9 protein-coding genes, 1 tRNA gene and 2 pseudogenes are annotated in these 15,846 nt (G+C 63.4%); 4 read left to right on the forward strand and 8 right to left on the reverse strand.

Features of this window, described 5'->3' with window-relative positions; translation table 11 throughout:
- Positions 1–158 precede the first annotated feature (158 nt).
- The 3 genes and pseudogenes from ACZ7HQ_RS41235 (at position 159) to ACZ7HQ_RS41245 (ending at position 4,009) form a co-directional block, all read left to right on the forward strand.
- Positions 159–1,072 (forward strand): annotated as a pseudogene (locus ACZ7HQ_RS41235) (transposase).
- A gap of 1,326 nt (positions 1,073–2,398) precedes the next feature.
- Positions 2,399–3,214: a hypothetical protein gene (locus ACZ7HQ_RS41240; RefSeq protein WP_471001610.1), complete on the forward strand. Its 816-nt coding sequence runs from the start codon at positions 2,399–2,401 to the stop codon at positions 3,212–3,214.
- Positions 3,215–3,676: 462 nt separating this feature from the next.
- Positions 3,677–4,009, forward strand: a complete 333-nt coding sequence (locus ACZ7HQ_RS41245) for a hypothetical protein (RefSeq protein WP_471001613.1) — start codon at positions 3,677–3,679, stop codon at positions 4,007–4,009.
- A 161-nt stretch (positions 4,010–4,170) separates the two neighbouring features.
- Here the strand turns inward: ACZ7HQ_RS41245 and ACZ7HQ_RS41250 are convergent, their stop codons facing one another.
- The 6 genes from ACZ7HQ_RS41250 to ACZ7HQ_RS41275 form a co-directional block, all read right to left on the reverse strand.
- Positions 4,171–6,039 carry a hypothetical protein gene (locus ACZ7HQ_RS41250; protein WP_471001615.1) on the reverse strand — a complete coding sequence of 623 codons (1,869 nt, stop codon included), beginning with the start codon at positions 6,037–6,039 and terminating at the stop codon, positions 4,171–4,173.
- A 146-nt stretch (positions 6,040–6,185) separates the two neighbouring features.
- The gene (locus tag ACZ7HQ_RS41255) at positions 6,186–6,362 is read right to left on the reverse strand and encodes a hypothetical protein (protein ID WP_471001619.1); all 177 of its coding nucleotides are present in this window, start codon (positions 6,360–6,362) and stop codon (positions 6,186–6,188) included.
- Positions 6,363–7,631: 1,269 nt separating this feature from the next.
- Positions 7,632–7,714: transfer RNA gene (locus ACZ7HQ_RS41260), tRNA-Leu, on the reverse strand.
- A 430-nt stretch (positions 7,715–8,144) separates the two neighbouring features.
- Complete coding sequence (locus ACZ7HQ_RS41265; RefSeq protein WP_471001622.1) at positions 8,145–8,528, reverse strand: DUF6009 family protein; 384 nt, start codon at positions 8,526–8,528, stop codon at positions 8,145–8,147.
- Positions 8,529–8,724: 196 nt separating this feature from the next.
- Positions 8,725–10,254: a DNA primase family protein gene (locus tag ACZ7HQ_RS41270; RefSeq protein WP_471001625.1), complete on the reverse strand. Its 1,530-nt coding sequence runs from the start codon at positions 10,252–10,254 to the stop codon at positions 8,725–8,727.
- Positions 10,251–11,336, reverse strand: coding sequence for a bifunctional DNA primase/polymerase (locus ACZ7HQ_RS41275; RefSeq protein ID WP_471001628.1), 1,086 nt, complete (start codon positions 11,334–11,336; stop codon positions 10,251–10,253). Before ACZ7HQ_RS41275 ends, ACZ7HQ_RS41270 begins: the two co-directional genes overlap by 4 nt.
- A gap of 1,051 nt (positions 11,337–12,387) precedes the next feature.
- Between ACZ7HQ_RS41275 and ACZ7HQ_RS41280 the strand changes: the two are divergent.
- A pseudogene (locus tag ACZ7HQ_RS41280) lies at positions 12,388–13,567 on the forward strand (IS110 family transposase).
- Here the strand turns inward: ACZ7HQ_RS41280 and ACZ7HQ_RS41285 are convergent.
- A complete protein-coding gene (locus ACZ7HQ_RS41285) occupies positions 13,558–14,763 on the reverse strand; it encodes a hypothetical protein (RefSeq protein WP_471001631.1) in 1,206 nt (401 codons plus the stop codon). The pseudogene ACZ7HQ_RS41280 and the gene ACZ7HQ_RS41285 overlap by 10 nt on opposite strands.
- Entirely contained in the window at positions 14,760–15,845 is a 1,086-nt protein-coding gene (locus ACZ7HQ_RS41290) for a ParA family protein (protein WP_471001634.1), read from the reverse strand. Before ACZ7HQ_RS41290 ends, ACZ7HQ_RS41285 begins: the two co-directional genes overlap by 4 nt.
- Position 15,846: the final 1 nt, after the last annotated feature.

Below are 15,846 nucleotides of genomic sequence, written 5' to 3' on the forward strand. Positions count from 1 at the left end.
GCGATCTCCCACAGCCCGTCCGGAACAATCCAACTCCACGTACCCCGCCCCATAACCAAGTCCAACGACCCAGCCCCACATAGGACACGGTCTAAATGAGATGACTTGTAACGAGTTGGTGCGTGATAGCGGGTGGGCATGCTCGTGTGGTGAGGGGCGTGGTCGATCGGGCGATGTTGGCGCATCCGTTGTTCACGGGCGTCTCGATGGCTCATCCGGCATCGCTGGTTGAGGAGTTGGCCCGCCTGTGGGCAGCCGCGGTGGAGGGGCGGCGTTTCCAGCAACGAGGCGGTGTGAGGAGACATGCGCAGGGTGCCGGTGCCCGCTATCGGCTGGTGTTTGTGGACCGGCTGTCGGCCACGCTGATTCATCTGCGACACGATCTGCCGCACGCTGTGCCGGCAGTGCTGTTCGGTGTCGATCGTTCGACTGTCACCCGGGCCGTCGGTGAGACACGCCGACTGCTGGTGGAGCGGGGTTTTTGCTGTTCCTGACAGGCCTGGCCTGCGGCTTCGAACGGCGGAGGGCGTGTTCGCCTATGCCCGGGCCGAGGGTGTCGAGCTGAGGCTGGACGCCACCGAGGTGCAGGTGCGACGGCCGGCCGCGGGCCGGGGCGGCAGGCGGGCATTCGTGTCGGGCAAGAAGAGGCAGAACACGATGAAAGCCACCGTTATCGCAGACATCCGGGGCCGCACCCTGTGGGCCGATGGCCTGCGACCGGGGCGGATGCACGATACGACCGCAGTTCGCGCCGCGGGCATCACCGGCTGTTTCCAGCACTTCCACCTGGTTGAAGTGTTACTCGACGACGGCTACCTGGGCCTGAGTCGTGACCATCCCGGCCACGCACTCACCCCGCTCAGAAAGCCCCTGCCCGGAGCACTGCCCGGCAGAGTCGAACAGTGGGAACGCGATCGGCACGGTCACTCATCCGACCGCATCACCGTCGAGCACGCCCTGGCCGACCACAAACGCTGGAAGCACCTGATGCGCTGGACCCACCGACGTGATCGTGCCCGGCACCTACCGAGCCATTGCCGGCCTCGTCTCCGACCGCACTGTCACGACCTGAAAACGGCCGTGAGCAGGGCGAACACGCCTCACCCCGAGCGCGGAGGTAGGCTCCCGAATGTTGGGCCGATTTGCGACATATGCAACCGGCAAGCCTTCAATAGGATATGCCAAACGCGATCTTCCTGCAATTTGAAGAAAGTTTAAAGAGGTTGACTCGTAACCGCCTTGTTGGCAACGCGTTGATCCCTCCATGAGGGAATTGAGGCGATCCCCCCAGGGCGAGCCCAGTGGTGCGCTGAATGCTGCCGCATCGAATCCGGTGATCTTGTTTTGCCAGGGCACGGCTCCAACAGCCGTGTACTGCCGCACCGGCTGCTGGAAGATGCGGATCTGATGGTGGCTGCCTCCTACACCAGGCGGCATTGCTCTTCGGCTCGGCTTAATGGGTCAACTCGCGGTCCCTTTGTTGTTTTTCATCGACATCATGTGAGACGGCCGTGCGACCCGGTGGACTGGTTCCGAAGCCCTGGCCACGTCGAAAGGTCTCGACGGGCGGTGACCCCGGTGTGCCGGGCTGCGGGAGCGGACCAAGCGGATACGGCGCAGGGACTGAACCTGTCGACACGGCGACAGCGACTGTTCGCTGAGGGCATGACCTGCACGGTTCCGCACAGCCACGTCGGTGAGACAGTCAGCCGAGCCGTCTTCGGCATGCATGGTCACCGCCTCGGCACGTATGTACACCAGGCGTTCTCGATCGCTCACGAACACGATGAGCCGGCCGAGCGGATGCAGATGCAGATGCGAACACTGTTCCGCATCTGCAAGTCCATGGGCGGACCAGTCGGTACCGGCGGTCCTGCCCGCGGGGCCACCGAGCGCCTCTTGGTCCTCGGTATGCCTCGCTGGTACCCGCGTTCCCCCTCCCGAGTGATGACAGACGCCGCGCTGCGCCCCACCTCGGGCCATGAGCCTGAATCGGTCATTGGATGGTGCGGCCGGACCTCGGGTGGGATGACACGACTACACGAGTGCTATGATGAATCCATCAGAACTGGCAGTGTCATCCATTGGACATGGCTATGTCAGCATCAACAGCAACCGATTCCAACGCCAGCTCCTTTTTCCCCGACGGTTGTTCTGCATACGTGCGGCCAGCATGAAAGCGCTGTCATTGAACACGTTTTCACATCCCTCCCCAGGCCGTGTCAAGCCGCCACTGACGGTCTCGGCGCATTCACCAACGTGCGGCCGGTTCCATCGTGGGTTCAAACCGTGGCCGCTGCCGCCAGTGCCGGAGCAAGACCGACAGCCCGAAGCGGCGGGCAACACTCGCTCGAACAGTCCGTTCATCCACCAGCCGGACGCATGACAGGAGGGCTCCGTGATTGAGGCCACGAAGAATTCGGGATGGAGCGAGCTCAAGAACCAGCTGGAAACCAGAGTCGGTCACTACATGGCCGCCGTGGCGGAAAGACTGCTGTCCGACGGGCTTCCTGTCCGTTCTCTCTACGCTTACGCGGCGTCCAGTGAGGACGAGGTCAACGGCGACGACATCGAAGGGAGCATCCACTTCAACAGGGCGTTTCAGCTGAGTCTGGACGGTTCCTCAGAGTCTTTTCTCCACTGGCTCGGCACGTCTGGGTGGTGCTATCGGACCATTCGCGACACGGCCACCACCAGCTCTCCTTCCGAGTCCGTGTGCTGGCTTGGTGCCGGTTTGCTACCGTCACCCGAACGAGTGGCTGCTTTCGTCTCAGCTTTTCGCGTCGCCCCGGACGCCGCGGGAAGCACAAATCGCCCATACTACCGAGCCGCCTGCGATCAGCTGCACGAACTGTCGGCCAGCTTCCTACGATATGCACCGGGGCCGAGCCACAGCCCACTGGCCCATGCCAACTACGAGTACCGCCTCGTCGAGGCACAGGGCGCCGCCTACCGCGACCGCGTAGTGAAGGCATTGCGCTCCGGGGATGACAGGATCCTCTTCCTGCCCATCAGAACCAGCGAGCTGCACGCCCTGCGCCACCTCTTGGACTACACCGAAGCCATCGGACCTTTCACAGGGCCTGACGACCTCGCGCACTGTCTCGCACAGGACCTGTCTCACCGGACTCCGGGCGACCATCAAAGCGTGCACCGGTATGACGAGGCGCATTTCCTTGCCGGCCTGCAGGACGACCATGACGCGCACACCTGATCCAGGGGACAGCTCCATGCCGACGCCCTTGTGTGCCGGGGCCATGTCTTCGAAGCTGGCTTCAGCCAGCAGCCTCGGCCGATGGAATCACCGCCCGACCAAGCCGTTCGACAAGTGCAGACGCTGTCGACCACGTCGGCGCAGTGTGACTCGAGGAACACCCGACAATCCCTGAGAAGCACGCGCGCCCGCGCACCCTGAATGCCGACACGCTCCGTCCGGCTGCCACAACAAGTTGGCCAAAAAGGGACGGTAGTAATATCAGAACCTCTACCACTGCCCAGAACTCGACGCGTTCTGGGCAGTCTATCGAGGGGCCAGCTGTCTTATGACCCGATCGAACAGATCATCGGCACCACTGGATTATCACCTATCCGTCTGACGGACACGACAGAAATACTCACGATGACGAGCAGATTCACAGGGGCGTGACCATCTCATAGAACAGACAAGGGAGTATGAATGAACACCAAGGGCCGACACCGGCGGGATTCGGACGAGATCCCACCTGCCCTGCCCGTACAAGACGTCCAGGTAACGCCCAAGAAGCCCCGTCGATGGTTCGTGTGGCTCTTCATGGTTGTACAGGTGGTGTTCCTGTTATGGGTTGTCGGAGGTGCCCGCACAGGTGCCGGCACGCCCCAGCACTGCGGGATGCTGAGTCAGCACGACTGCAATACGGCCCAGAACTTGGGCACGGCGTTCGGCGTTGGCCTGGTCATCGTGTTCTGGGCAATCGTGAACATTATGATCGGCGTCACGTTCGGCGTAGTGCGATTCACCCGGCGCTCGTAGCACCCCAAAATATAGGAACAAGGCCCCCTCCCCACGTGCCGGGAGGGGGCCTTGACGGGCCGTGTTTCGCCGACCTGGCCCGCAACGGACCGAGGCCCCTGCGGGCAGGACTAACCGAGTGGAGGAACGCCCGGTTAGATGGCGAGCGACTCAAATCCGTCTCAGAAGTCCCAGATCAAATCTGGTCTCAGGAGCAAGAGGCGGAGGTTCTCTGTCCCGACACGCACCCGGTGCGAAGCGACCCGATCCTTCTGACTGGTGTTGCGCAGGATCGCGTCGGCCTGGAGGAGAGCATCAGGCAAGGAACGGTCGACGTAGCAGTTCACCCGGGAATCTCCGCTTGCCTTGAGCAGCATGTTGAGGTTCTTTGTGGTGATGCCCAGCGCCGGACCTCGCTGCGGCAGCCAGTACGCCGCGGGCCCTTTACCTTCCCATCCGCTGCCGTCCCGCCTCCGCGTCAAGCCTTGATCCTGCTCGACCTGCCCATCAACGGCAGGACGCACGACACCCTTTTCATCGCGAATGTGCAGGCGTCCGCGGGAGAATGCTCTGCGCAGGACTTCCCCGACGGCTGTGGCCACCCCATCCTGCGCGGTGCTCTGAGCGTCCATGCATGCGGCCTGCCGAACGAGTGATCCGGCAAGCGGAGCTGCCACGACGTCAACGAGCTCGGACATGCTCATATCCGTGACGGCTCCGACGAGGCCAAGGCCGGAAAGCATGGCTGCGGCAGCGGAGATGACGCCGTCCATCGTGTCACCCGGCTCCGGCAGTACTGCCTGCAGGTGGTGGCTGAGCTGTTCGAAGGCCTTCCTCTCAAGATCCGCGAGATAGCCGTCGGCATCCGGCAATCCGTGGAGGTGGGCGATGATCTTGTCACCGATGGTGCGAAGGGGAACAGTGAGGCTCTGACCTCCCCCGGCTTTGTACCAGCGCCAATCGACCTCACCGCCGTCCCGCGAAAGGTAGACGACGACCGAACGCCGGTACAGGGACTCCTGCATAGTGGCAGGGAGCATCTGAGCGGCGATGACGGGGATGGACCTGACCCGGTTCGCCGGCTTGGCCGTCAGATCGCGGTTGCGGCGACCCTTGATCTCTGTCGCGTTTCCAGCCGCGCGGATGACAAGCTCGAGCTTCTTCTCCATCTCGCGCACCTGCGCGGCGGACGAGGCGCGGGTGAGAGGGATGTCGTCGAGCAAAGTCGGCATGTCCCCCTCGAAGTCGAGCGCACACTCAATGTCCGTGGCGGTACTGCTCATGCCCTTGGTCGGAATAGGTGGCCAGGCATGAGGCCGGGGTGTGAGGAGGAGACTGCGAGCGGTGTTGGCGGCCGAGGTCTTGCCCGAGTTGGGTGCGGCGTCAAGCACGAATGCCGCTGAGACCGGACGCAGTGAGTATGCGAGGGAACGTGCACCGACTGCCAGAGACATCAAAGAAGCCCAGCCGTGCGAGGCGATGTCGGCGATCGCCCGTCGGCACTCGATGTCTGTAGCGGTGCGCTCCAGGGGAGCGGCAGCCTGTCGCACGGGCTCCGGAGCACCGATGACACGGACGGAGCAGCCGCTCGGATAGCAACGGCCGTCCGCGTAGACGTAGGTCAAACCGACGTCGGGCAGGCGGTGCCAGCCAGTGTGGGCCACCACGGGCGTACGGGGAAGGCGCTTCCCCTGGTCGGTGATGATGTTGATGAGGACTTCGCGAATAGCGCGCGAAGCAGCACCGCTGTCATCGCTGAAGTCGTTCCAGCCATCGGCGGTGCGCAGATCCGACAGACTCTTCGTGAGAGTGTCCGCACCAATGGTGATGGTGTAGTAGCGGCCGGCGGATTTTCCATCCTCGCCAATCAGGACCAGGCGCTCGGAAACATACGGTGCCCAGTCCAGGACGACGTCCCAGCCGCCTTCCTTCCCACGGTTGACCTTCCAGAGTGTCCCGTGATCTTCGTTGGCTTCGTAGTACCAGCCGGCGGACCCGATGACTGGCCGACCGGGAGGGACTGCCGTATCCAGCGGTGTTTCCTCAGGCATGGGTTCACTTCGCCGGTCGCGAGGTTCACCGGAGTACTGATGGAGGTAGCCTGCGCTCCCGGATGAGGCAGAGCCTCCCTCAAAGCTCCGCGCATGCCGGTCGCACGGTGCCACGGCCACACTGCCGCCACGGTAAACTTGCGTTGTCACGTAGCCCCCTCCGAGAAGACGATGCGGGGGAGCTGCTGCGCCTGGGCGTGGACGATCTCAGCCAGAAGGTCCTTGAACGCGAGGGATTCCCAGAGATCGATCGTGGTGAACTGTTCCCAACCCTTGCCCTCTGGAAGATCGCCCTCAGAGAGAAGAGCCAGCTGCTGGTTCACCCGCACGACATAGTGCTGCCGCTGGCACGTGCCCTCGGCGTTGAGCGCTGCAAGCCTTGCGAGGACTTCCGGGCACCAGGACAGGACTCGTCCCGGGTGACCTTCACGCCCGTTCCAGATGCCGCCCTCCTGACGCTCTGTCGAGACTGCGTACCACCAGCCGGATGAACCGGGGACGGCTGTCAGACCAAGTGGAGCCCCGTCGTTGGGCGGAGAGGCGGTGGAGACGACCCTAAGGAGACTTGGGTGTCGGCTCCACCATGTTGCCGCAGACATGGGTATTCTCTTTCTCCTAGCAGTGCGTTCGCCCCTTTGCGACCGATGACCGAACATGGGCTCGATGGACGAACTATCTGTTGACACCGGCCCGACTGCTTCTTTGGCGGAGGTGCGACGGGTCGGTGCCCCTTCTCAGCTAAGCAATGGCCGTTGTACCGCAGTTCCCTTCCTCGAGCCTGGCCCGCATGATTTCCCAGACAAGACTCTGAAGTTCCTGCGCGGCCCTGATGACTGCCTGCGGATCCTCGGCGATGGATCGCGCGGACCGCTCGGTCAACAGTCCGACGGACATGGCAGCGGCCATCCGCCGTCCGTTTTCCTGGGAGATCCCCCTGCGGACTGCATGCCCCGGTACTCCAGCGGTTGCTGCTACCGAAGCGACCGTAGGACGCGTGACCGCACCTGACATCTGGGCGATTTCCCCTGCCGTGAGACCCGGCCGCCGGTCAGGACCTCGGTGCAAGCTGCTCTCCACGGTATCTCCCCCTCAACTCCGAAGGAAAATTGGGCAGCCATCAACTTACCGTCAGGGTGCGCACCCGAGGGCCGTGAACCACTGGATTACGCGAGAAGTTCACCGTATCGGGTACACGACTTCGGTGACGGCGATTCTTGCGTTCCCCTTCATCGGTACCCCAGGTCCCCCATCAAAATCAGACAAGCCGACCACATGGCGGACACATCTAAGTCAACCGTCGATCTTAAGCCATTCTTACCTTCCAGGATGTTCCCATGCGACGCCGGCGGGGCTATGTCCTGGAGGAAGGAAACGATAACTGCACACCGCAAAAGTTCGTGCAGGCACCCATCTCCCGAGCGAGGCCTCCGTTGGCCGCTCAGGGCTCCGCCTCGCACCACAATCGCCCACACTGGATCGGCGCTTCGCACGGGAGCGGGGTCGGCTCATGGCTGGAACAGGCTCAGGCCATGCCCAAAAAGGCACCCGTCAGTCAGGAAAGAAGAAAGCTTTCTATGGGGAACCCAATGGAGTAGGAGTGGAGGGACTCGAACCCTCACGCCCTGAGGGCACCGGAGTTTGAATCCGGCGCGTCTGCCAGTTCCGCCACACTCCCCAAAGGATTGAAAACAGCCAGCCTACCCTTACTCCATGGGGCAGATGACCCAAAATACCCAAGCGCCGCTACTTTATCACGAGACATACCAGAAAGAGGGGCAATAGCTGGCCCCAGCCTGCCGCAGAGTGAACTGCCTGTCTCGAACTCAATCCGATGGTGCGTCAAGAGATGGTTCCGCAACGAACTCGGCGCATGGCAGAGCGTAATGAAGCACTCTGAGAAGCAGGGGGTACGCTCCGCGTGCGTGGGGCGCACGGCTTGCTCAGCACTGCCGGCGAGGGTTTTTGTCATGCGGAAAAGTGACCCAGCCCCTGCCCCACTACGCCACCACCCCAAGGCCGGCTCCTCGGCTCCGCCATGATTACCCGAATGTCGAAGCCGGACCACATCTGGCGCAGTGACGCTTCACGCCGCTGGACAGCTCACCTCACGGTGCGATGGACGCTATGGCAGCAGGCCCGCTCTGGGATCGGGGCGTCTTCGCGCCGGGTTTCCTCGGCTCAATGGTCCGCGGATCGACGGCTTCCCCTGGGGCACCCTCGCGGTACAGACCGTCCGGCAGGCTGTCTCGGTCATGCGGAAGCAGAAAGAAGACACGACGCTTGTACAGGCCGCTGTCGGGGTCTGGCTCGGCCTGGTCATCGAGCTGGGCATAGCCGACCATGCGACCGTCTCGCTCATAGGGTGGTCTGGTGTTGCGCCGCTTGGTCTTGTCGAGCGCCTGGCGGACGTAGTCCAAGTCATCAAGGTTCTCCAGCCAGACCACGCGTGCCTCGTGGGTGAGATCGCCCTCGGTCAACAGCGAGCTCATGGCTGCAGCCCCTCCTTGGTTAGCGTGTGTCCTTGCCGGTCCTGCCGTGTGCGCACGGTGGTACCCGCACACCGGCTGACGTCTGACTGCGATGCCAGAGCCGCCGGACGCGGGGGCCTGGTGTTCATCCTAGAGGTGCCTTCAGTGGAGGTATAGGCCGTGCGGTGCGGTTTCCGCCATACTGGTCGGTATGTAGTCATTCGTTTACGACCAACGCGATGTTGGGATAGTACTTGCGGCCGTTGGATTTGATCATATCGGTCGGTGAGGCAAGGCCAACTTCCTGACGGACGCGTGTGGCGAAGGCACGAGGGCTGGCAGGACGGATGCCTTCACCGGTACTGCACCATGAGCTGTAGGCCGTGTAGAGGAGGCCCTGTTCGACACGGAGGTCGGGCTGGGTATCGGTATCCCGAGTACAGCATTCGGCCAGAAAACGTCCGATGTGGTCCTCGGTATTGGCGTAGGCGGTGGTGGCGATACGGACGCGGTCGGGCCCCTCGAGTGGGTCGCGGGTGGTGAGATAGCGGCGCGCGCCTTCGATCAGCCACTGCAGGATGCCTGGGCCTTCGTCACGGACGAGTTCGAAAGCGAGATTGTCGATTTTGCGTTCGTCGGGAACGACACGCTCGAAAGGCAGCAAGCGGATGCGGCGCCAGAAGGCAAAGCCTCCGGTGGACACCTCTGGCCGATGGTTGCCGAGCAGCCAGAGGTGGTGCGTTGGTGTGAACGAGAAGTAGTCCTGTCGCATCCGACGGGCCTTGATCTTGTCGCCACCGGTCAGGAGTCGGACGCGGGCCTCGTCGAACTTGTCGTTGGGCTTGAGCTCACTGCACACGATGAGCCGACGGCCGTGGAGTTCGGTGAGTTCGGTGGAGTGCTCGGAGAAGGCCCCGCGATCCATGAGGAAGCCAGGTGGTGCCGCATCCGCGTAATCACCGAGGATCTGGATCATCGTATCGAGCAGGACCGATTTTCCGTTCTTGCCCTGCCCATGCAGAAAGGGAAGGACCTGCGCTCCGACATCGCCCGTAACGGAGTAGCCCAGGAGAAGGTGCAAGAAATCGATCATCTCTTGTCCCTCGGCTTCCTCGCCGAACGTGTCGGCCAAGAAACGGTGCCAACGGGGTGTCTCCATTTTCTCCGGGGCGACGCTGGTGGCACGGGAGTGGAAGTCGCGAGTGGGATCGGGTTTCCGCAGCTGACCGGTGTGCAGATTGACGACACCGGCCGGGGTGCACAGAGCGTAGGGGTCGCCGTCGAGGGTGTCGGGGTCAACGGAAAGGTCTGGAGAGGCCTTTGCCTGAACCAGGAGCGCCTTCATGCCAGTGGTGGACAGCGTGCGCTTCTTGTGGTTCAACAGCTCTCGATCGCTGAACAGCCCACGCGGGTCGCTTTCGGGCATGCCTTCGGCCATCTCACCCGCTGCCCAGAGTGCAGCCTTCTCCCCCCCGGCACGTTTCCAGCGGTAGCCGTCCCAGGCGAACCAACCGAGGCCTTCGACATGGCGAAACTGGTCACGGTACAACTTGATGAACAATCGGGCGTTACCGCGGTCGGTGAGCGAGGGCGGCACCTCCCCGTCCGGCAGCCAGTCGGCGGGGGCCGCAGCGGGGGAAGCCTGGGCAGGCAGCAAGGCTGCGGAGCGTTCCGCGGCCTGGAAGTCGAGCATCTGCTGAGCGGCAGCATGTGCGTCGAAGCGTGGTGTGCTCTCGGCGCTGCTCATGAACGTCCTTCGAGGTGGAACGGGCGGGTAGCCCCCGCAGAAAGGCCGTCTTCCAGGATCTTTTCGTTGCGGGCAGTCTGCCAGGGGCGAGCTCGGTTGGCGGCTTCGAGCAGGAGGTCGCGAGCTATGGCCTCGTCGAGGTGGCCAGCAGCCACAAGTCCTCCTGCTGTATATGCGGCACGGTTCAGCTTCTCGGTGAAGCCAGCACCCTCACGCACCGTCTCACACTGCGTGACTTCGGCGACGAGCGCGGCAAGCGCGCGTTGTGCCGCACCAGGCTTACGGAGCCGGCGGCGCCCGTGTGCCACTGCACCGGACTGCTGTGGTGACAGGGGAGCTATGACGTGGCCAGTGCGTACGAGCTCGGTCCGCAGCCAGTTCGGCAAGGGAGCCGGGATCCGTTTCGGTCCTTCGACCTGGTAGGCACCGTGGTGGGTGCGCATGGTCGGAGCGATGATGTAGCCGCCGTCGGCTCGCACGTCGACCTGCCACGCGAGAGCGACCTTGGGACTGGAGCCGGTCGAGCAACGGAATCGGACAGCCGGGTCCGGGTTTCGATACCACACGTGCAGGCCGCCTGACGGCGTGCGCACACGCAGGGTGGTCTCGTCGTTCGCAGGATTTTGCTCCTGACGAAGGGCAGCCAGCAGGGCAAGGGTGTCAAACCCTGACGCCAAGCCCGTGAGGTTCACGGCGTCGGGGATGGGGATGCCGGGGAGCAAGCGGCTGCGGTCCGGAACCGGCGCCGAGTGTGCGTCGATGTCAATGACGACGAGGTCAGCCGGCCCGCAGGCAACTCCGACACCTGAGGCAGGGCTGTCGGCCCACCAGCTGTCGATGTACTGCGTGTTGGTCGTAGCCGCGTGAAATCCGTGGCACGGCCTGCCGGCGGAGAGACAAGGGCACGTCTTCGGGTCGTGACGTCGGTCCCTGCAAGCGGGGCAGTTGGCCGCCGGCGTTTTGCGGCCAGGGGCCAGGGGGTGAACGGGCCAGCCCTGGGCGGCACACCAGCGAGCTACGGCGTGCGGTGTCGTAGGCCTTGCCCGGGGGGCAGGCGAACGGGTGTCACCGAGGCGCGCCACTGAGTCGTCCTTGTCTGGTCTCGTCTGTTCGGTCCCTGGGGAAAAGCACCAGGCCACAAGGATGACTGATGCTATCTCAGGGACCGAAGGGACTGTGTTTCCAAAGAGAGTTTAGGCCCGGGTGGGGCGGGAGTGTGGTAGCTCGTGCGCGTGTCCGTTTCTATCAGCTCCGCTAGTCCCTTGAGTCCCTTCGATCCCTGAGAGAGCGCTCGTTTCTTCCTAAAGAGCACTGTTTGTACCAATTTGAGAGCGACTCAAGGGACTGTGCTTCCCCAAGGGACTGAGCCTGGGGGGCAGGGTCTTGGTCCCTGCGGACAGGGACGGAAAGGGACTCAGGGACTGACCGCATGGTCGCAGAAAGGTGCTCGTGGGTCCGCTGACGGGAAGCCCTCCTCGAAAGGAAGAGGGCCTGAGAGAGGAGGGACTGACGGGAGCACCCAGTCCCGGCCCTTCAGTCCCTGAGGATTGATGCAGGTCAGAGCCCTACTACTCCCCCTTCAAGGGACTGAAGGGACTCACATGGCTAATTATGCGCTGCCCCTGTATACGGGGGGGTCACGCGTACGCGCGTACGTATCAAGCTGTAGCTGCGTGATAATTAGAGAAAACAGTCCCTTCAGTCCCTTGGCTTGCTTCGGGGACACCGCCGAGGGACTCCCCCGCTCCAGGGACCGGAGAGAGACAGCACCTGTCCCAGAGCCGAGCGTCGGGCAGGGAGAGCCTGGCGGCAGACAGACCGGCTTCGCGGAACGAAGCGCAAGCGTTCCCCAGGCCCTCTCTACTGACGGGCGAAAGCGACACTGATGAGTCCCTCCCCGGCTCAGCAGCAAGTTGGCCTTGTTGCTGTCGGGCCCTTTTGACCAGGACCTGCCCCTGTTTGTGTTGTTCGTGGTCCTGCTAGAGGGCCGCTGGCCTCAGGCTCGGCCTGGCTGGTCCCTCTTGTCGATCGGATGATCAGGGGTGTGGTGCCACCGGCCCGAGAGGCAGCGGTGGAGACGCTGATGAGAGGTGCGACTACTGCCTGGCTTGGTAAAATGTCCGCTCAGCACGTATGGCTTCCGTTCCGGAGGACGGCTTGAACGAGAGCGACGCGATAGCCGCCCTCCTCAGCCTGGACGTCGGGAAGTCCCCCCATCACCGCACGGCGCCCCCGGGCTGGCAAGAATGTTTTCGACAAGCAACTCGCCAACACCGGACTGAAGGTCACAACCGAGTCCGGCACGGTTCTCGTCGTGGCGTACCAGCCGGCTTCTATCGGGCCCCTCCAGCTCATGGCCGCCCGGGACACCGGCTGCAAAAATCGCCTACCTGCCCGGCCTGTCCGTGCGGCGGATTGTGTCCTCTCCCCGGCGAGGCGAAAACCGACGCGAAGGACGCCGCTGTGAGCGCGGATGCCGCCCGCACCATGCCGCACACCCTGCGCTCGTTGGAACTGACCGACGAGATCACCGCCGAGCTGACCGTGCTCGTTGGCTGCGACTAGGACCTGGCGGCCGAGGCCACCCGCACCAGCAACCGAATACGCAGCGTGCTCACCCAGTTCCACCCCAGCCTCGAGCGGGTCCCTTTTGCCCGCGCCTGGACCACCAGGCCGTCCCCTGGTTGCTGGAACGCTACGGATCCCCCGCAGCCCTGCAAAAAGCCGGCTGCCGCAGGCTGGTCGATGCGGTCCGCCCAAAAGGTCCCACGCATGGCGACACGGCTGATCGACGACGTCTTCGACGCCCTCGACGAGCAGACCGTCGAGGCCCGGGCACCGGCACCCTCGATATCGCAAAACCTCCTCCCCCGGCCCGCTCGCTCGGTGCCGTCCACGAACAACGCCGGGCCACAGAAGTCCACATCAGCGCCCTGCTGGAGCCAGACCTTCTTTCCAAGGTCCTCACCTTGATGCCGGGGATCGCAGTCAGGACCGCCTCCCCGCTACTGGTCAGTGTCGGCGACGGCACTAGCTTCCCCACCGCCGCTCACCTTGCCCGCTACGCCGGCCCCGCCCCGACGACCAAGTCGTCGGGGACTTCGATCCGCGGCGTACACGGGCCCAGAGGCGGTAACCGGCAGCTGAAACACGCGATGTTCGTGTCCGCGTTCGCCGCCCTGCATGATCCCACCTCCCGCACCTACTACGACCGATGCCGAGCCCGCGGCAAGCCCCCCCCCGGCAGGCGTTTCTCCGCCTGACCCGGCAACGGATCAACATGCTGGCCCTAATCGAGACCTCCTACTTGTAACCGGTCTCGAGACTTTGGCTCCAGAACTCCTCGAAGGCCGGCTGTTCGGCCTGGAGTTCTTGCAAGTACTTGGCCAGGCAAGCGCTGATGATTTCAAACGGCTGAGTTTTGAGGTCGGTCATGGTTTTGAGGATGTCCATCATCCGGCTAACCCGTTGGTTGACCCCTGTGCGCAGAGGGCACTGCGAACGCGGCTTCTTCAAGGCTGCGACAGCGAGGTCAGTGAAGACGTAGTCCCGGTAGGCCAGGCCGTCATGGGCAAGTTCCCAGACGACGTCCCGGTCGGTTTCCAGAGCGTGCAGGTCCGTGCCACGGGGGTCGAGGGCCCCCAGGGCCCGTTCGAGGACTGCGTCGAGGTAGTGGGCGGGCGTGAAACGTGGTGCTGGCAGGTTCATTGCGGTCATGACGGCCTTGTCGACGGTGATTCTGTCGGCGAGCGCTTGGGCAGTCAGGCCATAGAGCTGGATGTTGCGGTTCTGGTAGGTCTCCTTCCCCGACTGCGCGATGGTGTAGGACTGCAGCAGAGAGGCGTAGCAGGGTGCCTTGGCCAGCAGCTCCCTGAGCCGTTGCTCACGGCGAGAGTGAATCTGGCCGGGCGAAAACGCATGGCTGGTGGTGGGCCTGAGGCGGCGTGCGGGTGCCGTGGAGCTCCACCGCTTGGCCTCAAGCGGGCCCGCCGTGCGTTTCCAGAGTGCCGGGCTGGTGCTGGTCGCAGCACTGCCGTGTGCCGAGGCCATACTGCTCGACACCGCACCTGTGTCCTCGCGGCTGAGGCTGTCCAGCGTTGTGGGGTCGCCGGGATCCCTTGTCACAAGGGGTGCAGCCAACTGTTGTGAAGGGGCTGCCTTGATCGTTCGTTCGCGAGGTGTCTCGACGTTGGCCTCGGCGGAGATATAAGAGGGTGTGACCGTGGTGGACTCCGACACGCTCGGCGGCTGAGGCGGGGCAGGAGGTGGCTGCCGACGGTCCTGTCCGGGCATGCTCGGTGCCGCCGCCCACTCTGTCGGTGTGGAGGCGGGTGCTTTGGAAGAGAAGGGCGCCAGGTCCAGAGGCGGAAGCTCGTCAGGCCCGTCTTCGCCGCCGAGCCCTCCCAGATCGACTGTCGGCATCAGAAAGTGCTTGGACGGTGCCTTGGCAGTGGCTTTTCCCTTCGGCGTGGCCTTCGCCCGTGCTCCCTGTGAACGGTTTGTGGTCACGCTGCCTCAGCTCCCTGCAGCTCCTGGTTACGCTGCCGAATCAGGCGAATCACTTGGGTGGCCACCCTGGTGTAATCGCCGGCGAGGTCGATCGCACGTTGTGGATCGGCGTAGCGTCCGTTCTCGTCCCGCGGCCTTTCCACAGGCTCGGTAGTGTCGGGGTCGAGGAGTCGGCCGGCTGCGGCGAGGGCGAACTCCCCCGCAGGCATACCGTAGTTCCGTGCCAGGTTGGCAGTCGCTGCCCCGTCGCGGATGAAGGAGCTGACCAAGACTTCTCGGCTGATGTGCGCGCGGTCCAGCAGGATACCGATCTTCTCGCGAAGATTGGTGAGTTGGCTCGTGGGCTCGTCGTTGACCCTGCGGTAACCGAGAAAGACGAGTGAGACGATCGCTACCTCGTCGTTGAGACGTCTGATCTGACGCACCAGAGTAGCCAGGGTACCGAGACCCTCGATGACCGCATTGTCTGAGCCCTTCATCGGCGCTACGAGGTGAGTGCAGGCCGCCAGACCCAGCCGCTGGATCATTTTGTCGCCCGGTGAGAAGTCGAGCAAGATCCAGCGATAGCGATGCGAAATCTGCGCCAAGAGGACAGCGAGCAGTAGGTAGGAGGCGATGCCGTGCTTGTCGGAAAGTTTGGTCACGGATGACGGGATGTCAGCGTTGTGATGTCCCGATACGACCATGTCCAGGTAGGGTCGGACTCCTTCGACGACTTTGAAACCCTTGTCTTCTGTCAAGGCTTCAAAGAAACCGAGTCCATTGTCGTCGAACTCGCTGCCCCGAATGCCGAGGTTCAGCCTGCCGTTGCCGTTGCTGTCGAGCTCGATGTAGAGGATCGGCTTGGTTCGCTTTCCCTGCCTGGCTCGCTCCTTCTCCGCCTCAGCCAGCACGTACGCGAGGTTGGTGGTGACGGTCGTCTTGCCTTCACCACCCTTGCCGATCGTGGTCCCGATCACGTTGCGGAGCCGGGGACGCAACTGCCTCACCAGAGCATTGATGTCCTCCGGGTCGGACATGTCCGAGAAAGACTTGATGACATTGAGGCGACTTGTCAGTCCGTCAAGCTCAATAAATTCCATG

Source organism: Streptomyces sp. NPDC037290 (genome assembly GCF_055603245.1).

Coding starts and splice junctions, on each gene's coding strand:
- ACZ7HQ_RS41245 (WP_471001613.1), top strand. CDS start 3,677: ATGAACACCAAGGGCCGACACCGGCGGGATTCGGACGAGATCCCACCT.
- ACZ7HQ_RS41250 (WP_471001615.1), bottom strand. CDS start 6,039: ATGCCTGAGGAAACACCGCTGGATACGGCAGTCCCTCCCGGTCGGCCA.
- ACZ7HQ_RS41265 (WP_471001622.1), bottom strand. CDS start 8,528: ATGAGCTCGCTGTTGACCGAGGGCGATCTCACCCACGAGGCACGCGTG.
- ACZ7HQ_RS41270 (WP_471001625.1), bottom strand. CDS start 10,254: ATGAGCAGCGCCGAGAGCACACCACGCTTCGACGCACATGCTGCCGCT.
- ACZ7HQ_RS41290 (WP_471001634.1), bottom strand. CDS start 15,845: ATGGAATTTATTGAGCTTGACGGACTGACAAGTCGCCTCAATGTCATC.